The following is a 20515-nucleotide window of genomic DNA, read 5'->3' on the forward strand; positions in this document are numbered from 1 at the left end:
GCGCGCCCGCGCCCCTGGGCACCGCCCGCGCCCCCCGCGGGCAACCCCCGGGGGGGGGGGCGGCCGCGTCTGCCGCCCGAGGAACAGGTCCAGCGCCCAGCCCGCCGCGACGCACCAGCTCGCGCCGAACCCGCCCAGCCGCTCCGCGGCCTGTTCCGGCCGCCACGCGTCGGCCCAGCGGTCGGTCAGCTCGTCCGTACCCAGCACCAGGCCGCCGGGCGGGAGGGAATCGGTCATCACGACAACCTACCGGCCCCGGGCGCAGCTGTGCACAGTGGGCCGGAACGGGATTGGATCACAACGGAGTTGCGGAGGAACGACCGGAAGTCGTGGCCCCGGCCCGTAGATTGTGGCCATGATCGAGAAGACGTCGCCCGAGAGGTCACCGCGATCCACGGGGCAGCGGGGGAGACATGCCGCGCCCGGACGGGCCGGGGCCGGCGGAGTCGCGCGGTCGTCCGCGCTGATGGCCGTCGGGACGGTGGTGTCCCGGGCCACCGGGCTGATCCGGCAGGTGCTGCAGGGCGCGGCGTTGGGCACCGGCCTGCTGGCCACGACCTACAACCAGGCCAACACGGTGCCCACCAGCCTGTACTTCCTGCTGATCGGCGGTGCGCTGAACTCGGTGCTGGTCCCGCAGTTGGTGCGGTCCCGGGTGGCGGACGCGGACGGCGGGGTCGCCTTCGAGCAGCGGCTGGTCACCCTGGTGCTGTGCGTGCTGGGCGTCGGCAGCGCGCTGGCCACCTGGGCGGCGCCCGCGATCATCGGCATCTACCAGGACGACACCCCGGCCACCCACGAGGCCTTCGAACTGACCGTGGTCTTCGCCCGCTTCCTGCTGCCGCAGATCTTCTTCTACGGGGTGTTCGGCATCTTCGGGCAGACCCTCAACGCCCGGAACCGGTTCGGGGCGATGATGTGGACGCCGGTCCTGAACAACCTGGTGCTGATCACGGTGTTCGGCCTCTACCTCGGCCTGCTGACCGTCCCGGCGACGGTCGCGGAGATCACCGGCGCCCAGGTCCGGCTGCTGGGCATCGGCACCACCGTCGCCCTGGCCCTCCAGGCACTGGCCCTGGTCCCGTACGCCCGGGCGGCGGGCTTCCGGCTGCGGCCGCGGTTCGACTGGCGGGGCACCGGGCTGCGCGGCAGCGTGGGCGCGGCCCGCTGGACGCTGCTGTTCGTGCTCGCCAACCTGGTGGCGAGCACCGTGGTGACCAGGCTGGCCTCCGACGCGGACGCCGCGCTGCCCGGCGACGGGGTCGGCTACACCGCCTACAGCTACGCCCAGCAGATCTGGATGCTGCCCCAGTCGGTGGTCACGGTGTCGCTGATCACCGTGCTCCTCCCGCGAATGAGCCGGGCGGCGGCCGAGCACCGGATCGACGACCTGCGCGCCGACCTCTCCCGCGCGCTGCGGGTCAGCGGGGTGGTGATCGTCCCGGCGGCGTTCTTCTTCGCCGCCTTCGGCCCGGAGCTCGCCCGACTGCTGTTCGCCCACGGTGCCGCCGACGCCGCCACGACCGCTCCGCTGGGCCACATGCTGCAGGCCTTCGGGCTGGGGCTGATCCCGTTCTCGGCCCAGTACCTGCTGCTGCGCGGCTGCTACGCCTTCGAGGACACCCGGACGCCGTTCCGGACGGCGCTGTGGATCGGCGGCGTCGACATCGCGCTGGCCCTGGCCTGCCACTGGCTGCTGCCCGCCCGGTGGGCGGTCACCGGCATGGCCGCCGCCTACGCCCTGTCCTACGGGGTCGGCCTGCTGCTCACGGCGGTGCGGCTGCGCCGCCGCACCGGGGGGCTGCTGGACGGCCGCCGGATCTGCCGTACGTACGCCAAGCTGACCGCAGCCGCCGCGGTGGCCGGAGGCGTCGGCTGGGTCGTCGCCCGCTCCTGCGGGAACGGCCCGCTCCCGGCCTCCTGGGCGCCGGCCCTCCCCCTACTGGCGGGCGGCGTCACGATGGCGCTGCTGTTCCTCGTCGCCGCACGGCTGTTGCGGATCGGGGAACTGCGGAGCCTGCCGGGGCTGGGCTGACCGCCGCGGACGGTGTCCCCGGGCGCGGGCGTGGCGGCTGCTCCGGGCGGGCGCGGGAAAAGTGATCGCCTTTGCATGCTCATGTCGTTACAGTGCTGCGGGTCCCGAACCCCCACTCGGCAGACGGAGCGTCATGGCGATCGCACGCAGGTCCATCCTCAAGGGCACGTCGGCGGCCGGGGCCGCCCTGGTCGGCGGGGGTGCCGGCGCCGGGCCGGCGGCGGCGGAGGACGGGGCGGGCGACCCGCCCGCGAGCCCGCTGCTGCAGGCCAGGCCGCACCGGATCGGCGCGCCCTCGGTGAGCGGCCTGCACCTGCAGTTCGGCACCGACCCGGCCACCGAGATGACCGTCTCCTGGCTCACCCCGCAGTCCGTCCGGCGCCCGCTGGTCCGGCTCGGCACGCCCGAGGGCGGCACCGGGGCGGCGGTCGAGGCCGAGACCCGCACCTACCGGGACTCCCTCGGCAAGGACGAGGTGTACGTCCACCACGCCCGGCTCACCGGACTGCGCCCGGCCACCACGTACCTGTACAGCGCCGGGCACGACGGCGCGAACCCGGAGACCGGTACGTTCACCACCGCCCCGCGCGGCCGCACCCCCTTCACCTTCACCAGCTTCGGCGACCAGGCCACCCCCAACCTGCGCCGCAAGGTGGACTTCCCGGACGGCATGCCCTCACCGCTCGGCAAGTACCCGGTGTACACCACCAGCCAGATCGGCAGCCCGCACGCCGCCGACATCGTCGCCGCCGTCGAACGCGTCGGCCCGCTGTTCAACCTGGTCAACGGCGACCTCTGCTACGCCTCCTACGGCGGCCGGCACGGGCAGAGCCGCACCGCCATCTGGGCCGACTGGTTCATCAACAACAGCCGGTCGACACGGCTGCGCCCCTGGATGCCCTGCGCCGGGAACCACGAGAACGAGGGCGGCAACGGCCCGATCGGCGCCGACGGCTACCAGGCCTACTTCACCCTCCCCGCCTCCGCCGCCGACCGCGACGAGGAGACCCGGGGCATGTGGTACGCCTTCACCGTCGGCTCGGTGCGCTTCATCAGCCTCGCCAACGACGACGTCGCCATCCAGAACTCCGGCGAGACCTATCTGCGCGGCTACTCCGGCGGCGCCCAGCAGCGCTGGCTGGAGCGGGAGTTGCGCACCGCCCGGGGTGACCGGGGGATCGACTGGATCGTGGTCTGCATGCACCACCCGATGATCTCCAGCTCCCAGCACGGCTCCGGCAGCGACCTCGGCATCCGCGAGGCCTGGGGCCCGCTGTTCGACGCCTACGGGGTCGACCTGGTGGTCAGCGGCCACGAGCACTACTACGAGCGCTCCCACCCCGTCCGCGGCACCCTGCCGAACGACGCCCGCACCCCGGTGCCCACCGGCACCGACCCCCGGCTGGCCGACACCGGACGGGGCACCGTCCACATGGTCATCGGTGCCGGGGGCAACGCCGCCACCACCCAGGACGACCTGTTCGAGCGCCCCCAGGGCCGGGTGGTGATCGGCCTGGCGGACAAGCCCGCGCCGGGCGCGCCGTACCGGGAGTCGATCTGGCTCACCGAGGACGCGCCCTGGGCCGCCTACCAGGACCGCACCCACACCCACGGCTTCGCCGCCTTCGAGGTCGACCCCGGCGACCGCCGCGGCGGCACCACCACGATGCGGGTCACCTACTACACCTTCGACGGCCCGCACGGCGACCTCACCCCGGTCGACACCTTCACCCTGCACCGCCGCCGCACCGACGGGCACGGCTGAGGCGGAGATGCGGGGGCGGCGCCGACGGCAGGGCGGGGCCGGTGGCGGCCTACCCGGCTACCCGGCCAGGGCGTCGCCCTCGGCTGAGCCCGGTCCGCCCGGTCCGCCCGTGGCGTCCCGAGCGGCGGTGCGGGGTGCCGCGCCCTCCTCGACGGCGCGGCAGTTCCGGCAGGTGTTCCAGTGCGCACGCGGCCGACCCCGGTCGGCGGAGCGGTGCGGGGCGAGCGTCATGCCGGAGGTGTCCAGGCCGCACAGGGTGAGCGGGCCGCAGACGCCGGAGGCCTCCGCGGGGGCGGCGTGCGCGAGGCGCACCGGGTTCTCCGGATCGGCCGGCTGGTGGCCGGGGCCGAGGAGCCGGACGTTGGTCGGGATGTCGGGTTCGAGCACGATGACGGTGTCCATCCCATCAACGTCGTCGCAGAACCGGTGCGTTGCACGCGCACCGGGGCATCCGGACGAGTCGGGGCGGCGACCGCTGCTCAGCGGCCGCCGCCACCCGGGGGACGTCGCCCCGGGGATCAGCGCCGGGGATCAGCGCCGGAACAGGCCGGTGAGGGCGTCCCACCAGCTGCGCCGCTGCGCGGGGACGGTCGCGGTCGTCGTCGCGGTGTCAGCGGGTGTCGATGCCGAGGCCGCCTCCGTCCCCGCCGCCGATGCCGCGGCCTGGGCGGCCGCCCGCTGGGTGGCCGCCAGTGCGCGTTCGGCGAGCTCCCGTGCCTCCTCCGCCGCCCGCTCCGCCTCGGCGACCGACTCCGGGTCGGGCTCGATCTCCTGCGCCGTGAACTCCACCGGCAGCGCCGTCAGGTGGCGCGAGATCCAGGCCGAGCTCCAGGTCAACTCCTCCTCGGGGACGGCCAGTCGGAGGTCCGGCAGGAGGGTGAGCAGGATGTCGATCCCGGCCTCGGCGACGTGCCGGCCGATGTCCTGCCCGGGGCACTCGTGCGGTCCGGCCCCGAAGGACAGGTGGGAGCGGTTGCCGTAGAGCGGGGTGGCGAGGTCGGGCCGGACGGTCGGGTCGACGTTGCCCGCGGCGAGGCCGAGCAGCAGGAGGTCGCCGGCCAGGATCTGCTGGCCGCCCAGCTCGGTGTCGGTGGTGGCCCAGCGCCCGGCGACCAGGGACATCGGCGGGGAGTCCCAGAGCACCTGGTCGAGCGCCTCGCCCAGGGTCATCTGGCCGCCGGACAGGTGGGCGCGGAAGCGCGGGTCGGTGAGCACCATCTTCAAGGAGTCGGCGATCAGGTTGACGGTGGTCTCGTTGGCGGCGAGCAGCACCACCCGCAGGTGCTCCATCACCTCGTCGTCGGTCAGCCCGGCCGGGTGGGCGAGCAGGCGGCTGGTGAGGTCGTCGCCGGGGGACTCGTGCTTGATCGCGATGGTGCGGCGCAGGCTCGCCACCACGTACTCGTTGCTGGCGATGGCCGTCTCGGTGCCCTTCATCAGGTCCCGTGCGGCGTCGACGAGTTGGGGCCCGTACTCGTCGGGCATGCCGAGCAGCTTGGTCATCACCAGCATCGGCAGGTGCTCGGCGAACTGGGTGATCAGTTCGGCCCGGCCGGTCGGCCCGACGACCTGGACCAGGTCGGTGGTGAAGCGGCGGACGTGGCGGCGGATGCCGCGCCGGTCGAAGCCGTTCAGGCCGTCCAGCAGGGCGTTGCGCAGCCGGCGGTGCTCCTCGCCGTCGGCGAAGACGCAGATCGGCTGCCAGGCGACCACGGGCAGCAGCGGGGAGTCGGGCGGGACCTCGTCGTTGCGGAAGGCGCTCCACAGCCGGGAGTCGCGGGAGAACAGCGAGGGGGTGCGCATCGCGGTGATGTTGGCGGCGTGGCCGAGGATCAGCCAGGCCCGCTGGTCGCCGTGCAGCAGCACCGGGGCGACGTCGCCGTGTTCGGCGCGCAGCTTCTCGTAGAGGCCCGCCGGGTCGGCCTCGGCCTCGGGGCCGTACAGCCGGCGCAGTCCGCCGGGGCCGGTCGGCTCGACGGCGTGCCCGTGGGCGGGGCAGCCGGGCGGCGGGACGGGGGCGGCTTCGTCGTCGGGGAACGGGGTGGTCAACAGGGTCTCCGGGTCACGAGGTTCGGAAGCGGTACGACGGGGGTGGGGGCCGCGGGAGCGGGCCTCAGCCCGCGGGCGGTGCGGCCAGCTCGTACAGGTAGTGCATCAGCGTCATCAGGGTGTCCCGGCTGGACTGCCGGCTGCGCGCGTCGCAGGCGACGATCGGCACCTCGGCCGGCAGGTCGAGCGCCTGGCGCAGCTCGTCGAGGGCGTAACTGGGCGCCTCGGGGAAGCCGTTGACGGCCACCACGAAGGGCACGCCGCGGTCCTCCAGGCGGCCGATCACCTCGAAGCTGACCTCCAGCCGACGGGTGTCCACCAGGACGACGGCGCCCAGCGCGCCCTCGAACAGGCCGTTCCAGAGGAACCAGAACCGCTCCTGCCCGGGGGTGCCGAAGACGTACAGCACGAGTTTGTCGCTGATGCTGATCCGGCCGAAGTCCATGGCCACCGTGGTGGAGGTCTTGCGTTCGACCCCGGTCGGGTCGTCCACGCCGACCCCGGCCTGGGTCATGGTCTCCTCGGTGGTCAGCGGACGGATCTCGCTGACCGCGCCGACCAGGGTGGTCTTGCCGACGCCGAAGCCGCCGACGATCACCACCTTGACGGCCGTGGTGACGGTGTCGGGCAGCAGGTCCGCGCTCGCCGGGCCGACGACGGTGTCAGAGCCGCTGAAGTCCATGGATCACCGCCTCCAACAGGGCACGGTCGGGGAGTTCCGCCGCGGGCACGGCGGAACGGGCCTCGATCCGCCCGTCGTCGAGGAGGTCCGCCAGCAGGACGGTGACCACGCTCGTGGGCAGTTCGAGGTAGGCGGAGACCTCCGCCACCGAGAGCGGCGAGCGGCACAGCCGCAGGATCGCCGCGTGCTCGGGCTGCATGGCGGGAGTGGGCTCCGCGAGGGAGACGATCAGGGTGACCAGGTCGAAGACGCCCGGCCCGGAGGGGCCGCTGCGGCCGCGGGTGATCACGTACAGGCGATCGGGCTCGGGTCCGTCCCAGCCGCCCTGGTCGGCGGTCATGTCACTGCCTCACTGTGCTCGTTCACGTGCCCGCCCGGGGGCCGGGGGTGCTGGTCGGGGCCGCTGCGGGGGTCGTCGCCAGGGCCGCTGCCGGGGCCGCGGTGCGGCGGCTCACGCGACCACCTCCGGGTTGCGCGGCGGGGTGGAGAGGTGCTCGCCGATCCGGTCGACCAGGTCGCGCATCTGGTGGCTGACCAGCCCGGCGTCCACGCCCTCGTCGGCGAGCACCGCGAGGTAGGCGCGGTCGCCGGCCGACATCAGGTAGAAGTAGCCGCCGTCCACCTCGATGACGACCAGCTTCATCGCGCCGTTGCCGTGCGGGAACTCGTGCCCGACGGCGGCGGCCAGGCTCTGCAGCCCGGCGCAGGCGGCGGCCAGCCGGTCGGCGGTGTCGGGGTCGGCGCCGTACTGGGCGATCCGCAGGCCGTCGGCGGACAGCACGATGACGTGGCGCACGTACGGGACGCTGTGTGCGAGGTCGTTGAGGATCCAGTCCATGTTGCTGCGGTGCGGAATCACTGCTCGCCTTTCGCTGCCGTCTCTTCGGTACCGGGCTGTCCGGCGCTGTGCTGCGGGGTGGTGCCCGAGGTGGTGCCCGGGGGGTTGCCCGGGGTGGCGTCCTTGGTGCCGCCGGTGCCCTTGTAGCCCTCCATGAAGGCCTCCAGCCACAGGCCGGGCTGCTTCTTGGGGCGGGGCGCCGGGGCGGCCGGTCCGGCGGCGGGCCCGGCGGTGGGGCCGCTGGGCTGGGCGGTGCCGCGCGGGGGCGTGGCGAAGGCGGCCCGGCCGGTGGGGCGGCTGCGGCGGCGCTGGGGCAGGCCGTTGGGGGTGCGCTCGGTGACGACCACCTCGTCGTCCCCGGCCGCGGCGGGGGACGGCCCCCAGGGGGTGGTGGCGCCGAAGGAGGGCCCGATGCCGGCGGACCGCGCCGGTTCGGCGGCGGTGCCCAGGGTCGGGTGCCCCGGCCCGCCGGGCGCCCCGGCACCGGCCGACCCGGCACCGGCCGGGGTGGTCCGGGCGCCCCAGGGCCGGGCGGGGGCCGCGTGCCGGGGCGGGTTGGCCGGGAGCGGCCGCGGCCCGGAGAAGGCGCCGATGCCGTGCGCCCGCCCGGTCGGGGGAGCGGTGGTGAGCAGTTCCTGCGGCACCACCAGCACCGCGCGCACGCCGCCGTACGCGGAGCGGCGCAGCGACACCTGGAAGCCGTACGCCTGGCAGAGCCGGCCGAGGATGGCGAAGCCCAGCCGGGGGGACTCGGTGAGGTCGTCGAAGTCCTTGGACACCATGGCCTCGCGCATCGAGCGCTCGGCCCGGATGCGGGCCTCGTCGGTGAGTCCGAGGCCGCCGTCCTCGACCTCGATCGCTATCCCGCTCTGCACCTCGGAGGCGCTCAGGTGGACGTGGGTGTGCGGCGGGGAGTAGCGGGTGGCGTTGTCGAGCAGCTCGGCCACGGCGTGGATCAGGGGTTCGACGGCCGGTCCGGTGACCGAGATCTGGGTGACCGGGTGGAGGTCGACCCGCTGGTACTCGAGGATCCGGGACATCCCGCCGCGCAGCACGCTGTAGAGGGCGATCGGGCGGGTCCACTGGCGGCCGGGCCGGGCGCCGGAGAGCACGGCGATGGAGTCGGCGAGGCGGCCGACCAGGGCGTTGCCGTGGTCGAGGCGCAGCAGGTCGTCGAAGACCGCCGGGTCGTTGCCGTGCCGGTCCTCCATCTCCCGCAGGTCCTTGGCCTGGCGGTGGATGATCGCCTGGACCCGGCGGGCCAGGTTGACGAAGGCGCGCTCGGCGGAGTCGCGCCGGCTGACCTCGTCGTCGACGGCCTGGGCGATGCCGCGCACCACCTGCTCCAGCGAGGCGCGGAACTTCCGTGACAGCAGCGGGTTCGGGCGCTGGAAGGGCTGGAGCAGCACGTCGATCGAGGAGCCGTACCGGGCGCCGCCGACGAGCCGGCGCAGTTCGCCGGTGGCCATCCGCTCCAGCTCGTCCTCCTGCCCGGCCAGCTTGCGGTGCAACTCCTCGACGCGCCGGGTGTGTTCGTCCCGCAGGTCGGCGAGGGCCCGCCCGCGGCGGGCGGACTCGGCGGCCACCACCGCGACCAGCACGGTGGCCGTCGCCCCGCACCACAGCACCTGGGCCCGGGCTCCGGCCGACACCACCACCGCGGCGACCGCGACCGCCGCAGCCATCACGGCGGTGGGCAGTATCCAGCCGAGCAGGGGCGCGGGGCGCCGTCTGGTGGGTGACGTACCAGCTCGAAGCATTCGGCATCCTCAAACGATCGGACGATCGGAACAGAAGTCGGGAACGGGTGGGAACGAACGGGGTCGGGCGACGACCGGCTCCGGAGGCGTGGTGCTGCAGCATAGCCAAGTTCAGGACAATCCTGACCGAAACTCAAAAATACTGTCCGTCAACCGACTTGTGGCAACTTGCCGGACATGACCGACATCTCGCACACCTGTCGGAGTCCGGTCGGCCACCGCCCGTCACCAGGCTTCTCGCCCGGCCGCCCGCGCACCGGCAACCCGGCCGGGATTCGCCCATGTGAAGGGTTTCCGGCCCAAGTCGCCACGATCAGAGACGAGTTCGTGCTACGAGCGGCTCGCGGTGCGCGGTGATCACTCCTCCGGGGGACGTCCCGGCGTGGCGCAACATCTGTTGCGCCAGCGAGCAATGACCGTTGACGCCCTCGGCGGTCCGCCCCTACAGTGCGGGCCATGGACGACAACGACCCCGGACGGCGGGTGGCGGCCCAGGTGGCCGCAGGTGGCGGGCTGGACGGCCTGCACCGGCTCTCGGAGACGATCGAGGCGCTGGAGGAACGGCGCACGGACCTGGTCGAGGAGCTGCGGCGCGGCCGGCAGGCGACCTGGGAGGAGATCGGCCGCGCCTGCGGGATGACCCGCCAGGGCGCCACCCGCCGCTGGGCCGGCCGGCTGCGCGCGCGCTCCTTCGGCCTCGCGGCCACCGCCTACCAGCAGGGCCGGCCCGGCTACCCGCAGGCCCTGATCGGCTCCGCGGTGCCCCGCGAGGCCCGACGGGTGCTCGACCTGGGCGCCGGCACCGGCAAGTTGACCGGGATGCTGGTCGAGGCCGGGCTGGACGTGGTCGCGGTCGAACCCGACCCGCAGATGCGCGACCGGCTGGCCGCCGCCGTGCCGAAGGCCGCCGTACGGGCCGGCTCGGCCGAACGCATCCCGCTGCCCGATGCCAGTGTGGACGCGGTCGTGGTCGCCCAGGCCTGGCACTGGTTCGACCGGGCCACGGCCGTCCCGGAGATCGCCCGGGTGCTCGCCCCCGGCGGGACCCTCGCCCTGATCTGGAACGTCCGGGACGAGACCGAGCCGTGGGCGGCCGAACTCGGCGCCCTGATGCACCGCTCGGACCGTCAGCGGCTCGACACCGCACCGGACCTGCCGGCCCCCTTCGGCGCCCCCGAGCGACTGGAGATCCGCTGGGAGCACCCCACCACCCCGGCCGGCGTCCTCGACATGGTCGCCTCCCGCAGTTACGTCATCGCCCTGCCCGAGGCCGACCGCGCCCGGCTGCTGGCCGACGTCGAGCAGTTGCTCGCCACCCACCCCGACCTGGCCGGCCGGGACGAGATCGCCGTGCCGTACGTGACCAGGTGCACCCGGGTCCGCCTCGGCTGAGCCCGGGCGCCGGGGCGCAGCCGGTCGGGCGCCGGGGCGCAGCCGGTGGCGAGGGGCTGACAAATGTCACGGTCCGGCGGTGTGGCAGCACACTGCCGACCACCCCGGTCCGACGGCCACGATGAAGCCATGACCTCCACCGACCTGCACCACCCCGACACCCGTCGGGCCTTCCGCACCGTACGGCACCTCGTGCTCGTCTACCTCGGCCTCAGCGCGCTCACCATGCTGGCGGCCTTCGCCCTCCGCTCCCACACGGACCTGATCACCCCGTCCGTGTGGGTGCGCGGCACCATCGTCCTGGTCAGCGCCGCCGTCACCCTGCTGCTGACCGTCCGGGCGGCGCGCGGCTCCCGCGGCGCCTTCCGGCGGCTGCGGATCATCTCCGGCGTCATGCTGGTCGCGATTGCTGCGATCATCGCGGTGCCGGGCGTCTTCCCGGTCTGGATGAAGATCGAACAGGGCCTGTGCGGCCTCGCCCTCGCCGGGGCGGCTGTGCTGCTCAACGGACGGCAGCTGCGCACGCTGTTCGCCGCCCGGCCCTGAGGAAGGACAGAAGGTGACCGACAGGGTGACCGACCTCGACCGGGAGGGCACGCCGGCCCCCGCCCACCGCTGGGCGGGGGGCCTGCGGCGGATACTGCTGGGCGCCGGGATGCTGGTCTTCCCGGCGCTGACCGCGGTGGCCATGAGCGGCAACGCCAGCGGCACGGCGGCGCTCGCCGGGTACGCCGTCGTCGTCGCGTTCTGCCTCTGCTACGTCCTGCTCGCGCTCACCCTCGGGCGCACCGGGCCGCAGCGGACGCGGTGGATCAAAGCGCTGCTGGCCGTGATGACCGCGCTGTTCCTGGCCGCGCTGCCGTCCGCCCACGCGGACGCCTTCTTCCTGGCCACCGTGCTGGTCTCGGTGGTCGCCGTGCTGTGGCGCAAGTACACCGTCCCCGTGGTGGCCGGCGGCACCCTCGCCGCCCTGCTGCTGCCCTGGGCGGTGCCGGCCTGGCACACCGGGCCCGGCGGGTTCCAGGCGCTCGCCCTGCTGTTCACCTCGCTCACCTGCGGCGCCTTCGCCGAGATCGCCGCCACCAACCAGGCCCTGGTGGCCGCCCGGGCCGAGGTCGCCCGGCTCGCCTCCGAGGCGGAACGCAACCGGATCGCCCGCGACCTGCACGACCTGCTCGGCCACTCGCTCACCGCGATCACCGTCAAGTCCCGCCTGGCCCAACGGCTGGCGGTCAAGGACGTGGACCAGGCGGTGGCGGAGATGAGCGCCGTGGAGACGCTCTCCCGCCAGGCCCTGGCCGACGTACGGGCCGCGGTCTCCGGCTACCGCGAGGTCACCGTGACGGGCGAACTCGCCCGCGGCCGCGAACTGCTGCGCGCCGCCGGGGTGGTGGCCGACCTGCCCTCGGCGGCCGACGCGGTCGGACCGGACCAGCGCGAACTCTTCGGCTGGGTGCTGCGGGAGGGCCTCACCAACGTCGTCCGGCACGCCCGGGCCGCCCGCTGCTCGGTGCTGCTGACCGCGACCTCGGTGGAGATCCGCGACGACGGCCGGGGAGCGGCAGGCGGCCCCGGCGCCGGGCTGGTCGGCGGCGGCAAGGGGCTGACCGGGCTGCGCGAACGCGTCGCGGCGGCGGGCGGTACGGTCGAGGCCGGCCCGCTCGACCCGCGCGGGTGGCGCCTGCTGGTCACCGTCCGGCCGCCCGACTCCCGCCCCGAAGGGACGACATGACGATCCGCCTGCTGCTCGCCGAGGACCAGGAGCTGGTCCGCACCGCGCTGCGCGCCCTGCTCGACCTGGAGGACGACTTCGAGGTGGTCGCCGCCGTCGGACGCGGCGACCAGGTCGTCGAGGCCGCCCGCGAGCACCGGCCGGACGTCGCCCTGCTGGACATCGAGATGCCCGGACTGGACGGCCTCGCGGCGGCCGCGGTGCTCGCCCAGGAGGTGCCCGGCTGCCGGGTGGTCATCCTCACCACCTTCGGCCGGGCCGGCTACCTGCGCCGGGCGATGGAGGCGGGCGCGCTCGGCTTCGTGGTGAAGGACGCCCCGGCCGAGGTGCTGGCCGACGCCGTCCGCCGGGTCGCGGTGGGCGAGCGGGTGGTCGACCCGGAACTCGCCGCCGCCACCCTCGCGGCCGGCACCTCCCCGCTCACCGCCCGCGAACGCGACGTCCTGAACGCCACCCGCTCCGGCGCCGGAGTCGCCGAGATCGCCGGGAAGCTCTACCTCTCCGAGGGGACCGTCCGGAACTACTTCTCCTCGGCCATCGCCAAGACCGGCACCCGCAACCGCACCGAGGCGCTGCGCGCCGCCGACGAACGCGGCTGGCTGTAGCCCCTCACCCGCCGGGCGTAGCCCCTCACCCGCCGGGCGCCGGGGGCAGCCGGAAGCCGACCTCGGCGCCGCCGGAGGGGGCGGCCGTGGCGAACACCGAGCCGTGGTCGGCGGCGACCAGGTCGTGGACGATGGCCAGGCCCAGCCCCGAGCCCGGGGTGGACTGGGTACCCGCCGCGCGGTAGAAGCGCTCGAACACGGCCTGCCGGTCGCCCGGGGCGATGCCCGGCCCCTGGTCGCGCACGGCCAGCCGGCCGCCGGTGACCCGGATCTCCACCGGGGTGCCGTCCGGGCTGAACTTGACGGCGTTGCCGACCAGGTTGTCCACGCAGCGCTGGAGCGCGCGCGGGCGGGCCAGCACCGGCACCGGCCCGTCGGTGGTGACGGTGATCTCCCGGCCGGTGCGGCGGCGGAAGCGGCGGGCGCTGTCCTCGGCGGCGGCCGGCAGGTCGACTGGCTCCGGGTCCTCCGCCGTCCACTGGTCGGTGGCCAACTCGACCAGCTCGCGCACGAGTTCGTCCAGTGCGACGGTCTCGGTGACCAGGGTGCCGAGGATCTGCTCCTCGTCCGCGGGGGCGAGCCGGCCGCGGGCCCGCTGGAGGAGTTCGGCGCAGCCGCGCACCGAGGTCAGCGGGGTGCGCAGCTCGTGGCTGGCGTCCTGCACCAGGCGCTGCTGCTGCTCCCGGGAGCGCCGCAGCGCGCCCACCATCGCGTCGAAGGCGCGGGTGAGGCGGCCGACCTCGTCACGTCCGGCGGCGGGCAGCGGGGTGGTCAGGTCGCGGGTGGTGGTGATGTGCTCGGCGGCGTGGGCCAGCCGCCGCACCGGGCGCAGGATGCGGCCCAGCACGAGCCAGCTGAGCAGCGCGGAGCCGACCGCGGCGGCGACACTGGTCCAGGTGATCCGCAGCAGGAAGGCCTCGTCGACGGCCGTCACCCCGGCGTAGGTCTGGCCGACCGTCACCGCGCCCCGCCCGTCGGAGCGGGCCTTGGTGAGCAGGCCGTACGGAGTGCCGTCGATCTCGACGTCCTCCTGGTGGGAGCCCTGCCCGGTGCGGGCCACCTCGCGGGCCCGGTCCGAGACCGGCAGCGCCGCCGCGCCCGGGGTGAGCGGGCGGGCGGTGCCGTCGGGGGCCAGCAGCTGTTCGACGGTGTCGGGCCGGGCGATCGGGACACGGTCGAGGTCCACGGCGGCGAGCACGGTGTCGGCCCGGTCCGCCAGGCTCAGGTCGAGCTGGTCGGCGACCAGGGTGGTGACGCCGCGGTAGGCGGCGACGACCGGCACGGCGATCGCGAGCAGCACGGAGGCGAGGACGACCAGGCCGATCCTGGCGCGCAGCATCAGGCGGTCCGGGCGGTGTAGCCGACGTTGCGCACGGTGTGGATCAGCCGGGGTGCGCCGTGCTCCTCGGTCTTGCGGCGCAGGTAGCCGACGTACACGTCGAGCGAGCGGGAGTCGGTGTCGAAGTCGTAGCCCCAGATCCGCTCGTAGATCTGGTACCGGGTCAGCACGGTGCCCTGGTTGCGCAGCAGCAGCTCCAGCAGGTCGAACTCGGTCTTGGTGAGGTCGAGCGGGCGGCCGCCGCGGTGGGCCCGGCGGGCGGCCGGGTCCAGGGCGAGGTCGTCCAGGCCGAGGTCGGCGCTCTCGGCGCCGACCGGCTCGGTGCGGCGCAGCAGGGCGCGTATCCGGGCCAGCAGTTCCTCGGTGGCGAAGGGCTTGGCGAGGTAGTCGTCGGCGCCCGCGTCCAGCCCGGCGACCCGGTCGCCGAGCTGGTGGCGGGCGGTGAGGACCAGGACGGGCAGCCGGTCGCCGCGCCGGCGCAGCATCCGGCACAGCGCGAGGCCGTCGAGCCGGGGCATGACCACGTCCACCACCGCGAGGTCGGGGCGCCGGTGTTCCAGGAGCTCCAGGGCCTCCTGGCCGTCGGCGGTGGTGAGCACCCGGTAGCCCTCGAAGCGGAGCAGGTGGTCGAGGGTGTTGCGGACGCCGGGGTCGTCCTCGACGACCAGGACGGTGCGCCGGGCGGCGGTGGGATCTGTCATGGCGTCATCTTCGCTGGTGGCGGGCGTGGTCATGGCGGCCGGGGGGCGGTCGGGGGCGGTCCGTGGGCGGCTCGGAGCCGGGTCAGCGCGGGACGGGGACGACCGGCACCGGCGGGACGCCCGCCAGGCAGGAGGTGTCGCCGACCTCGCCGGTGCGGATGAAGCGGCCGGCGATCTCCAGGGTGCAGCCGGTGGACTCCATCTCCGGGACGTGTCCGCTGTTGGGCACCGAGACGAACGCGCTGTGCTTGAACTGGGCGGCCGCACGGCGGGAGTTGAGCTCGGGGGTGTTGGTGTCGAGGTCCCCGGAGAGCACCAGGACGGGGACGTCGGGCACGTTCCGCAGGTCGGTCGGCTGCGGGCGGGCGGTGCCCCGGCGCGGCCAGTTCAGGCAGTTGTCCCCGCCGTCGGTCTGCCCCTCGGCCCAGCCCTTGGCGCTGAACGCCCCGAAGTCGGCCGGGTCGGTGGCGGCCAGGGCGGCGCGGTACTGGCGGCGGCGCTCCGCGACCGGGGCGTCCTGGTCCCAGGCACGGGCGTAGTCGTTGCAGGTGACGGCCAGGAAGGAGGCCTGGTCCTCGGTGCCGGTGCCCTCGATCTGGCCGCGCACCAGGGCGGTCAGCGGCGCCTCGTCGCCGGCGGCGAGGGCGTGCAGGGCGGCGGGCAGGGCGCCGAGCAGGCCGGGCTCGCCGGGGTGCAGGCCGATGCCGCGGGTGGCGGGCTCGTACATCAGGTTGGCGAGCTTGTCCTCGGTGAACGCCACGGTGCGCTTGCGGCCGTCGACCGTGGCGGCCACCTTGAGCGGGCGGGTGCGCAGCCGCTCGGTGACGGCGGCGAGGTCGTGCACCACGGTGTCCGGGTCGCAGGAGCCGCTGCGCTCGCAGATCCGGCGCAGCGTCAGCGACACCTGCTGGGCGCCGGGGCGGGCCAGCGAGTCGAAGGCGAGGGGGTAGGCGCCGGACAGCACCATCCGGTCGACCCGCTCGGGGTGGCGGTCGGCGTAGACCGGCATCAGGTAGGTGCCGTACGAGAGGCCGTACAGGACCAGCTTGGGGGCGCCCAGGCGCTCGCGGGCCGCGTCGAGGTCGTCGGCGGTGGCGGCGCTGGTGTAGCCGCGGGCGCGCGGGCCGAGCTCCTCGGCGCAGTCGGCGACCAGCTCGCGCTGGTCGGCCCGCGGGGCCCAGCGGTACTCGGCCTCGGTGACGTCGCAGGGCAGCCGGCCGGAGCGGCCGGTGCCGCGCGGGTCCAGCAGGAGCAGGTCGTAGTCGTCCAGCACTCCCTGGAGTGCCGTGCTCACCTGCCCGGCGCGGTCGATCATGGTCTCGCCGGGGCCGCCCGGGTTGAGCGCGATGGTGCCCAGGGCCGGGCCGGGGCGGCTGTGGCGCACCACGGCGTGGCTGACGCCGATGGTGCCCAGGCCGGGCTCGTCGGCGACCAGCGGGCGGCGCATCGTGGTGCAGTCGACCCGGTGCCCGGGGACGGTCGGGCACCAGGCGGGCCGGCCCTCGGCGCCGGCGGGCGCCGCCTGGGCGGGGGAGGGGAGGGCGCCGATCGGGAGCGCCGTGGCGAGGACGGCCAGCGCGGCGGCGGCCAGGCCGCCCCGGCGGGCCCGCTTCGGGGTGGTGGTCGGGGTGGTCGGGGTGGTGTGCGTGATCGCGGTCATCGCGGTGCCCTCCTGGCGTCCTGCGGTCGGTGTGGGAACGACCTTGCCTGGGGCGCGTCAGGCGTTCGGCAGAGCGATGACAAAGGCGTGTAAGAACTCTCACCGGCCGTGGCGACCGGGCCCGGACGCGGATGTCGGAGCGGGGCGGTACGGTCCTGGTCATGGCAGCCCGGATCGATCTGACCCTCGACTGCGCGGACGCGCAGCTCCTCGCCGCGTTCTGGCGGACGGCCCTGGGGTACGTGGACGAGCCGCCACCGCCCCCGTTCCGCACGCGCGCGGAGTGGCTCGCCCAGTTCGACCTGCCGGAGGACGACTCGGCGGACGACGGCGCCTGGCTCTGCGACCCGCAGGGGGTCGGTCCCCGGCTGTCCATCCTCCGAGTGCCCGAGCCGAAGCGGGCGAAGAACCGGCTGCACATCGACATCCGGGTGCCGGGCCACGGCGGTCCGGCCGAGCGCTGGGCCCGGGTCACCGCGGAGGCCGCGCGGCTGGCGGCGGCGGGCGGGCGGGTGCTGGCGGAGGCCGACGGGCACCACGTGGTGATGGCCGACCCGGAGGGCAACGAGTTCTGCGTGGCGGCGGGCCCGGCCACGGGCTGAGCCGGGGCGTGCCACGGGGCGTGCGGTCCGACGGGGGAGCGCCGCGGGCCGGGCCGGTGGTCGTCGGCCCGGCCCGGCCCGCGCGCCGGTCCGGTCAGGCCTTGATGGTGAGCCAGGCGCCGAGGCCGTTGCAGCCGCGGGCGTCGTAGGTGGTGCTGCGGTAGCCGGCCGGGATCGGCGAGTAGGGGCAGGTCCAGATGCCGTTGCGGACCTGCTCGTGGAACCAGGCGCCGACGCCGCTGCAGCCCTGCGGGTTGTAGTTGGTCAGCACGTAGCCGGAGACGATCGGCGAGCCCGAGCAGGTCCACAGGCGGTTCTGGGCGGGCTGCTGGAACCACGCGCCGTGGTTGTTGCAGCCGCTCGCGTTGTACATGGTGATGACGTAGCCGCTGGGCACGGGCGCGCCGGAGCAGCTCCAGCCGCCCGTGGCGGAGGCGGTGCCGGCCGCCGCGGTGCCGGTGAAGGCGGCGGCGAGCACGGCGATCGCTGCGGCCGCCCGTCCCAGGCGGGTGGTCAGCTGGCGGAGGGTCCTGGTCACGGTGTCACCGGTCCGATCGGTCGTCCCCGCGCCGCTGTCGGGGGCGGGGCGGGAGGGGGAAGTGCGAGGCTGCGCCGCACCCTAGCGGCGGTGATCAGGTCCCTGAAAGATCAGGATCGCAGGATCTTCACAACTGACCGAAAACGATCCGTCGGGACTCCTGCCTCCGCCGAGCCGTGGTGGGGACAACCCCAGGACGGACACACCCGCTGGCCGGACTGCGGTTCGAGGGCGACCGACCGTACCGTCGGCGGCATGAACTCCCTACGCCCGAAGGGCAGATCACGCTCCGTCCGACTCCGGGCCGGCACCGTGCTGGCGCTGGCAGCCCTGGCCACCACGACCGTGACGGCGGGGGTCGCGTCGGCGGCCCCGACGGACCGGTGGGACCGGTCGGACCACGGCGAGCGCGGTCGACTGGTCTCCGCCCGGCTGACCGGCACCCTCGACAGCAAGGACGCCGTCGCCACCGCCCTGACCGCTGCCAAGTACGACGCGGGCGCCGTCCGCTACGGCGTGGACACCTACCGCCTGGAGTACCGGACCGTCGACCCGCAGGGCCGGCCGACCACCGCCAGCGGCCTACTGGTGCTCCCGCGCGGTGGCGAACACCAGCTGCGGACGGTCTCGTTCACCCACGGCACCGCCAGTTACCGCGGCGACGCCCCCTCCACCACGGCCAAGCCCGGGTTCGTGACCTCGCCCGCCCTCACCTACGCCTCCGCCGGGTTCGCCGCCGTCGCCCCGGACTACCTGGGCCTGGGCACCGGCCCCGGCACCCACCCCTGGATGGACGTGCCGTCCGAGACCACCGCTTCCCTGGACATGCTCCGGGCGGCCCGCGCCTTCGCCCCGCGCACCGGCCGCACCCTCGGCCACGACGTCCTGGTCACCGGCTTCTCCCAGGGCGCCTCGGCCGCGACGAGCCTCGCCCGCGCCCTCCAGGACGGCGACGACCGCTGGTTCCGCCTCCGAGCCCTCGCCCCGGTCAGCGGCGGCTACGCCTTCCGGGAGGCCGAGCTGCCGGCCCTGCTCGACGGCTCCCTGGAGCCCAAGTCGAGCGCGCTGTACGCCGCGTACCTGCTCGTCGCCTGGAACCGGCTGCACCACCTCTACGACTCCCCGGGCGAGGTGTTCCAGGAGCCGTACGACCGTACCGTCGAGGCGCTGTTCGACGGCTCGCACACCGGCCCGGAGCTGTTCGCGGGCACGCCGGGCACCATCGGCGAACTGCTCACCCCGCGCGCCCTCGCGATGCTGCGCCACCCGGCCGGCCGCTTCGCCGCAGCGCTCCGGGTGGCCGACGGCACCTGCGACTGGGCGCCGCGAGCCCCCGTGCGGCTCTACGCGGCCGAGGCCGACGAGCAGGCCGCCGACGCCAACACCGACCACTGCGCGGCCGCGCTGCGCGCGCACGGCGCGGACCCGGAGGTCATCGACCTCGGCACCCCGGACTTCGCGGGCTCCCGCCACCTGGGCTCCAACGTGGCCGCCACGGCCGACATCGTGCGCTGGTTCAGCGCCCTCGGCTGAGCGGGTGCGGGCCGCGCCACGGCTGATCGCCGCACAGCTGATCGTGGCGCGGCCGCCGTTGGCACGGCCCCCGCCCGCTCAGCCGGAGCGCAGGACCCGGAACCGGTCGGGCGCCGCCGGATCCCGGTCGACCACCTGGACCGGCGGCCACGCCCACTGCCACACGCCGCTGCCGGGCACCCGGGTGAACCGGATCCGCCCCCGGGTGCCCGCGACGTCGACCCGCGGCCAGGCCGCGGCGACGCGCTCCCGGTCCGCACCGGCGGAACGCAGCACCTCGGCGAGGACGGTCACGGCGTCGTAGCCCTCGAAGGCCACGAAGGACGGCGCCTCGCCCAGCCGCTCCCGCACGGCCGCCGCGACGCGCTCGCCGGTGGCGCCCAGCCGCTCGGGCAGGTAGCGCAGGAACGGGACGGCCGCGCCCTCCTCGCCCAGCAGCGCCCGCCACTGCGGGAACTCCGGCTGCCCCGCCGGGGCACCGATCAGGACCCCGGCGAGGCGCCGGTCACGGCGGACGGCCCGGACGATCGGCACGGCCGGCTCGGGGTGGCCGACCAGCAGCAACAGGGCCGTCGCGCCGTGCCGGGCGAGCTCCCCGCACAGCTCGGCGGGGGAGAGCGCGGCGGCGTCCAGCTCGACGACGGTGCCGCCGTGCGGAGCCAGGCGCTCGCGCAGGACACGGGCCCCGGCGGCCCAGTAGACGCTCTGCTGGGCCGCCACGGCGATCCGGCGGTGGCCCGCGTCGAGGAGGAACTCCGCGTAGATCCGCCAGCCGTTCGACTGCGCCGGGCAGAGCCGGGCGACCCCGTCCGTCGGCCCGTCGGTGAGCGCGTCCAGGACGGCCGAGGAGCAGAGGTACGGCACACCGAGCGCCTCCGCCCGCGCGGCCACCGCCCGGGCGACCACGCTGTGGTACTCCCCGGTCAGGGCCACCACGCCCAGGCCCGCCAGCTCCTCCACCGCCGCCGCGGCCCGCTGCGGATCGGCCGCCGTGTCCCGGACCAGCAGGTCCAGCGGCCGGCCGGCGATCCCGCCCGCGTCGTTGACGTCCCGGACGGCGGTCTCCAGCCCGGCGAGCAGCTGCCGGCCGGCCTCGACCCACCCCGGGCGACTCAGCGGGACGAGGGCGCCGATCGGCACCGACGGACCGTCGGCGCGCTCCGCGCCGGCCGACGAAGATGGCGTACTCATGGGCCGGCGTCTCCCGCCTGACGGTCCGGTGACAGGCGCTCCTCCGGACCGCCGACCGGCGGGGCCGGGAGGCGCACCTGTGTGATCATGCCG

General features: G+C 75.2%; 19 protein-coding genes and 1 pseudogene. 8 read left to right on the forward strand and 12 right to left on the reverse strand.

Going from position 1 to position 20515, the window contains the following annotated elements; genetic code table 11:
• Window positions 1–237 (reverse strand): annotated as a pseudogene (locus ACFWXO_RS28500) (hypothetical protein); the annotation flags it as partial.
• 118 nt (window positions 238–355) lie between these two features.
• On the opposite strand from ACFWXO_RS28500, the gene murJ reads away from it, so the two are divergent.
• The gene (gene murJ / locus ACFWXO_RS28505; RefSeq protein ID WP_380527068.1) at window positions 356–2035 is read left to right on the forward strand and encodes a murein biosynthesis integral membrane protein MurJ; all 1680 of its coding nucleotides are present in this window, start codon (window positions 356–358) and stop codon (window positions 2033–2035) included.
• 133 nt (window positions 2036–2168) lie between these two features.
• Entirely contained in the window at window positions 2169–3800 is a 1632-nt protein-coding gene (locus tag ACFWXO_RS28510) for a purple acid phosphatase family protein (RefSeq protein ID WP_380527070.1), read from the forward strand.
• A gap of 57 nt (window positions 3801–3857) precedes the next feature.
• Here the strand turns inward: ACFWXO_RS28510 and ACFWXO_RS28515 are convergent, their stop codons facing one another.
• From ACFWXO_RS28515 to ACFWXO_RS28540, 6 genes are all read right to left on the reverse strand, one after another.
• Window positions 3858–4202 (reverse strand): hypothetical protein, encoded by a 345-nt coding sequence (locus tag ACFWXO_RS28515; protein ID WP_380527072.1) that lies wholly within the window; start codon window positions 4200–4202, stop codon window positions 3858–3860.
• Between the two features lie 129 nt (window positions 4203–4331).
• Window positions 4332–5849 (reverse strand): cytochrome P450, encoded by a 1518-nt coding sequence (locus ACFWXO_RS28520; protein ID WP_380527074.1) that lies wholly within the window; start codon window positions 5847–5849, stop codon window positions 4332–4334.
• A 64-nt stretch (window positions 5850–5913) separates the two neighbouring features.
• On the reverse strand, window positions 5914–6531 hold the full coding sequence (locus tag ACFWXO_RS28525) for an ATP/GTP-binding protein (protein WP_380527076.1): 618 nt from the start codon (window positions 6529–6531) through the stop codon (window positions 5914–5916).
• Window positions 6512–6871, reverse strand: coding sequence for a DUF742 domain-containing protein (locus ACFWXO_RS28530; RefSeq protein ID WP_350510307.1), 360 nt, complete (start codon window positions 6869–6871; stop codon window positions 6512–6514). The genes ACFWXO_RS28525 and ACFWXO_RS28530 overlap by 20 nt, the downstream gene beginning before the upstream one ends.
• Before the next feature lie 111 nt (window positions 6872–6982).
• Window positions 6983–7369, reverse strand: coding sequence for a roadblock/LC7 domain-containing protein (locus ACFWXO_RS28535; protein WP_360231742.1), 387 nt, complete (start codon window positions 7367–7369; stop codon window positions 6983–6985).
• A gap of 17 nt (window positions 7370–7386) precedes the next feature.
• Window positions 7387–9129: an ATP-binding protein gene (locus ACFWXO_RS28540; RefSeq protein ID WP_380527078.1), complete on the reverse strand. Its 1743-nt coding sequence runs from the start codon at window positions 9127–9129 to the stop codon at window positions 7387–7389.
• Window positions 9130–9585: 456 nt separating this feature from the next.
• On the opposite strand from ACFWXO_RS28540, the gene ACFWXO_RS28545 reads away from it, so the two are divergent.
• The 4 genes from ACFWXO_RS28545 (at window position 9586) to ACFWXO_RS28560 (ending at window position 12858) form a co-directional block, all read left to right on the forward strand.
• Window positions 9586–10521 (forward strand): class I SAM-dependent methyltransferase, encoded by a 936-nt coding sequence (locus ACFWXO_RS28545; protein ID WP_380527080.1) that lies wholly within the window; start codon window positions 9586–9588, stop codon window positions 10519–10521.
• Window positions 10522–10650: 129 nt separating this feature from the next.
• Window positions 10651–11067, forward strand: coding sequence for a hypothetical protein (locus ACFWXO_RS28550; protein WP_380527082.1), 417 nt, complete (start codon window positions 10651–10653; stop codon window positions 11065–11067).
• Between the two features lie 13 nt (window positions 11068–11080).
• Entirely contained in the window at window positions 11081–12253 is a 1173-nt protein-coding gene (locus ACFWXO_RS28555; RefSeq protein ID WP_380527083.1) for a sensor histidine kinase, read from the forward strand.
• Window positions 12250–12858 (forward strand): response regulator, encoded by a 609-nt coding sequence (locus ACFWXO_RS28560; protein WP_380527085.1) that lies wholly within the window; start codon window positions 12250–12252, stop codon window positions 12856–12858. The genes ACFWXO_RS28555 and ACFWXO_RS28560 overlap by 4 nt, the downstream gene beginning before the upstream one ends.
• Window positions 12859–12883: 25 nt before the next feature.
• Here the strand turns inward: ACFWXO_RS28560 and ACFWXO_RS28565 are convergent, their stop codons facing one another.
• The 3 genes from ACFWXO_RS28565 to ACFWXO_RS28575 all read right to left on the reverse strand — a co-directional run bounded on the left by ACFWXO_RS28565 (window position 12884) and on the right by ACFWXO_RS28575 (window position 16558).
• On the reverse strand, window positions 12884–14197 hold the full coding sequence (locus ACFWXO_RS28565) for an ATP-binding protein (protein WP_380527087.1): 1314 nt from the start codon (window positions 14195–14197) through the stop codon (window positions 12884–12886).
• Window positions 14197–14898 (reverse strand): response regulator transcription factor, encoded by a 702-nt coding sequence (locus ACFWXO_RS28570; RefSeq protein WP_380408237.1) that lies wholly within the window; start codon window positions 14896–14898, stop codon window positions 14197–14199. Before ACFWXO_RS28570 ends, ACFWXO_RS28565 begins: the two co-directional genes overlap by 1 nt.
• A gap of 82 nt (window positions 14899–14980) precedes the next feature.
• Window positions 14981–16558, reverse strand: a complete 1578-nt coding sequence (locus tag ACFWXO_RS28575) for an alpha/beta fold hydrolase (protein ID WP_380527089.1) — start codon at window positions 16556–16558, stop codon at window positions 14981–14983.
• Window positions 16559–16719: 161 nt separating this feature from the next.
• Here ACFWXO_RS28575 and ACFWXO_RS28580 point away from each other — a divergent pair, with 161 nt between their 5' ends.
• A complete protein-coding gene (locus tag ACFWXO_RS28580) occupies window positions 16720–17160 on the forward strand; it encodes a VOC family protein (RefSeq protein ID WP_380527091.1) in 441 nt (146 codons plus the stop codon).
• A 94-nt stretch (window positions 17161–17254) separates the two neighbouring features.
• On the opposite strand, the gene ACFWXO_RS28585 is transcribed toward ACFWXO_RS28580, so the two are convergent.
• Complete coding sequence (locus tag ACFWXO_RS28585) at window positions 17255–17698, reverse strand: hypothetical protein (RefSeq protein WP_380408260.1); 444 nt, start codon at window positions 17696–17698, stop codon at window positions 17255–17257.
• Between the two features lie 255 nt (window positions 17699–17953).
• Here ACFWXO_RS28585 and ACFWXO_RS28590 point away from each other — a divergent pair, with 255 nt between their 5' ends.
• A complete protein-coding gene (locus ACFWXO_RS28590) occupies window positions 17954–19231 on the forward strand; it encodes a lipase (protein ID WP_380527093.1) in 1278 nt (425 codons plus the stop codon).
• A gap of 78 nt (window positions 19232–19309) precedes the next feature.
• On the opposite strand, the gene ACFWXO_RS28595 is transcribed toward ACFWXO_RS28590, so the two are convergent.
• A complete protein-coding gene (locus ACFWXO_RS28595) occupies window positions 19310–20422 on the reverse strand; it encodes an ABC transporter substrate-binding protein (protein ID WP_380527094.1) in 1113 nt (370 codons plus the stop codon).
• Window positions 20423–20515: the final 93 nt, after the last annotated feature.

Source organism: Kitasatospora sp. NPDC059088 (assembly GCF_042738155.1).
GTDB lineage: Bacteria > Actinomycetota > Actinomycetes > Streptomycetales > Streptomycetaceae > Kitasatospora.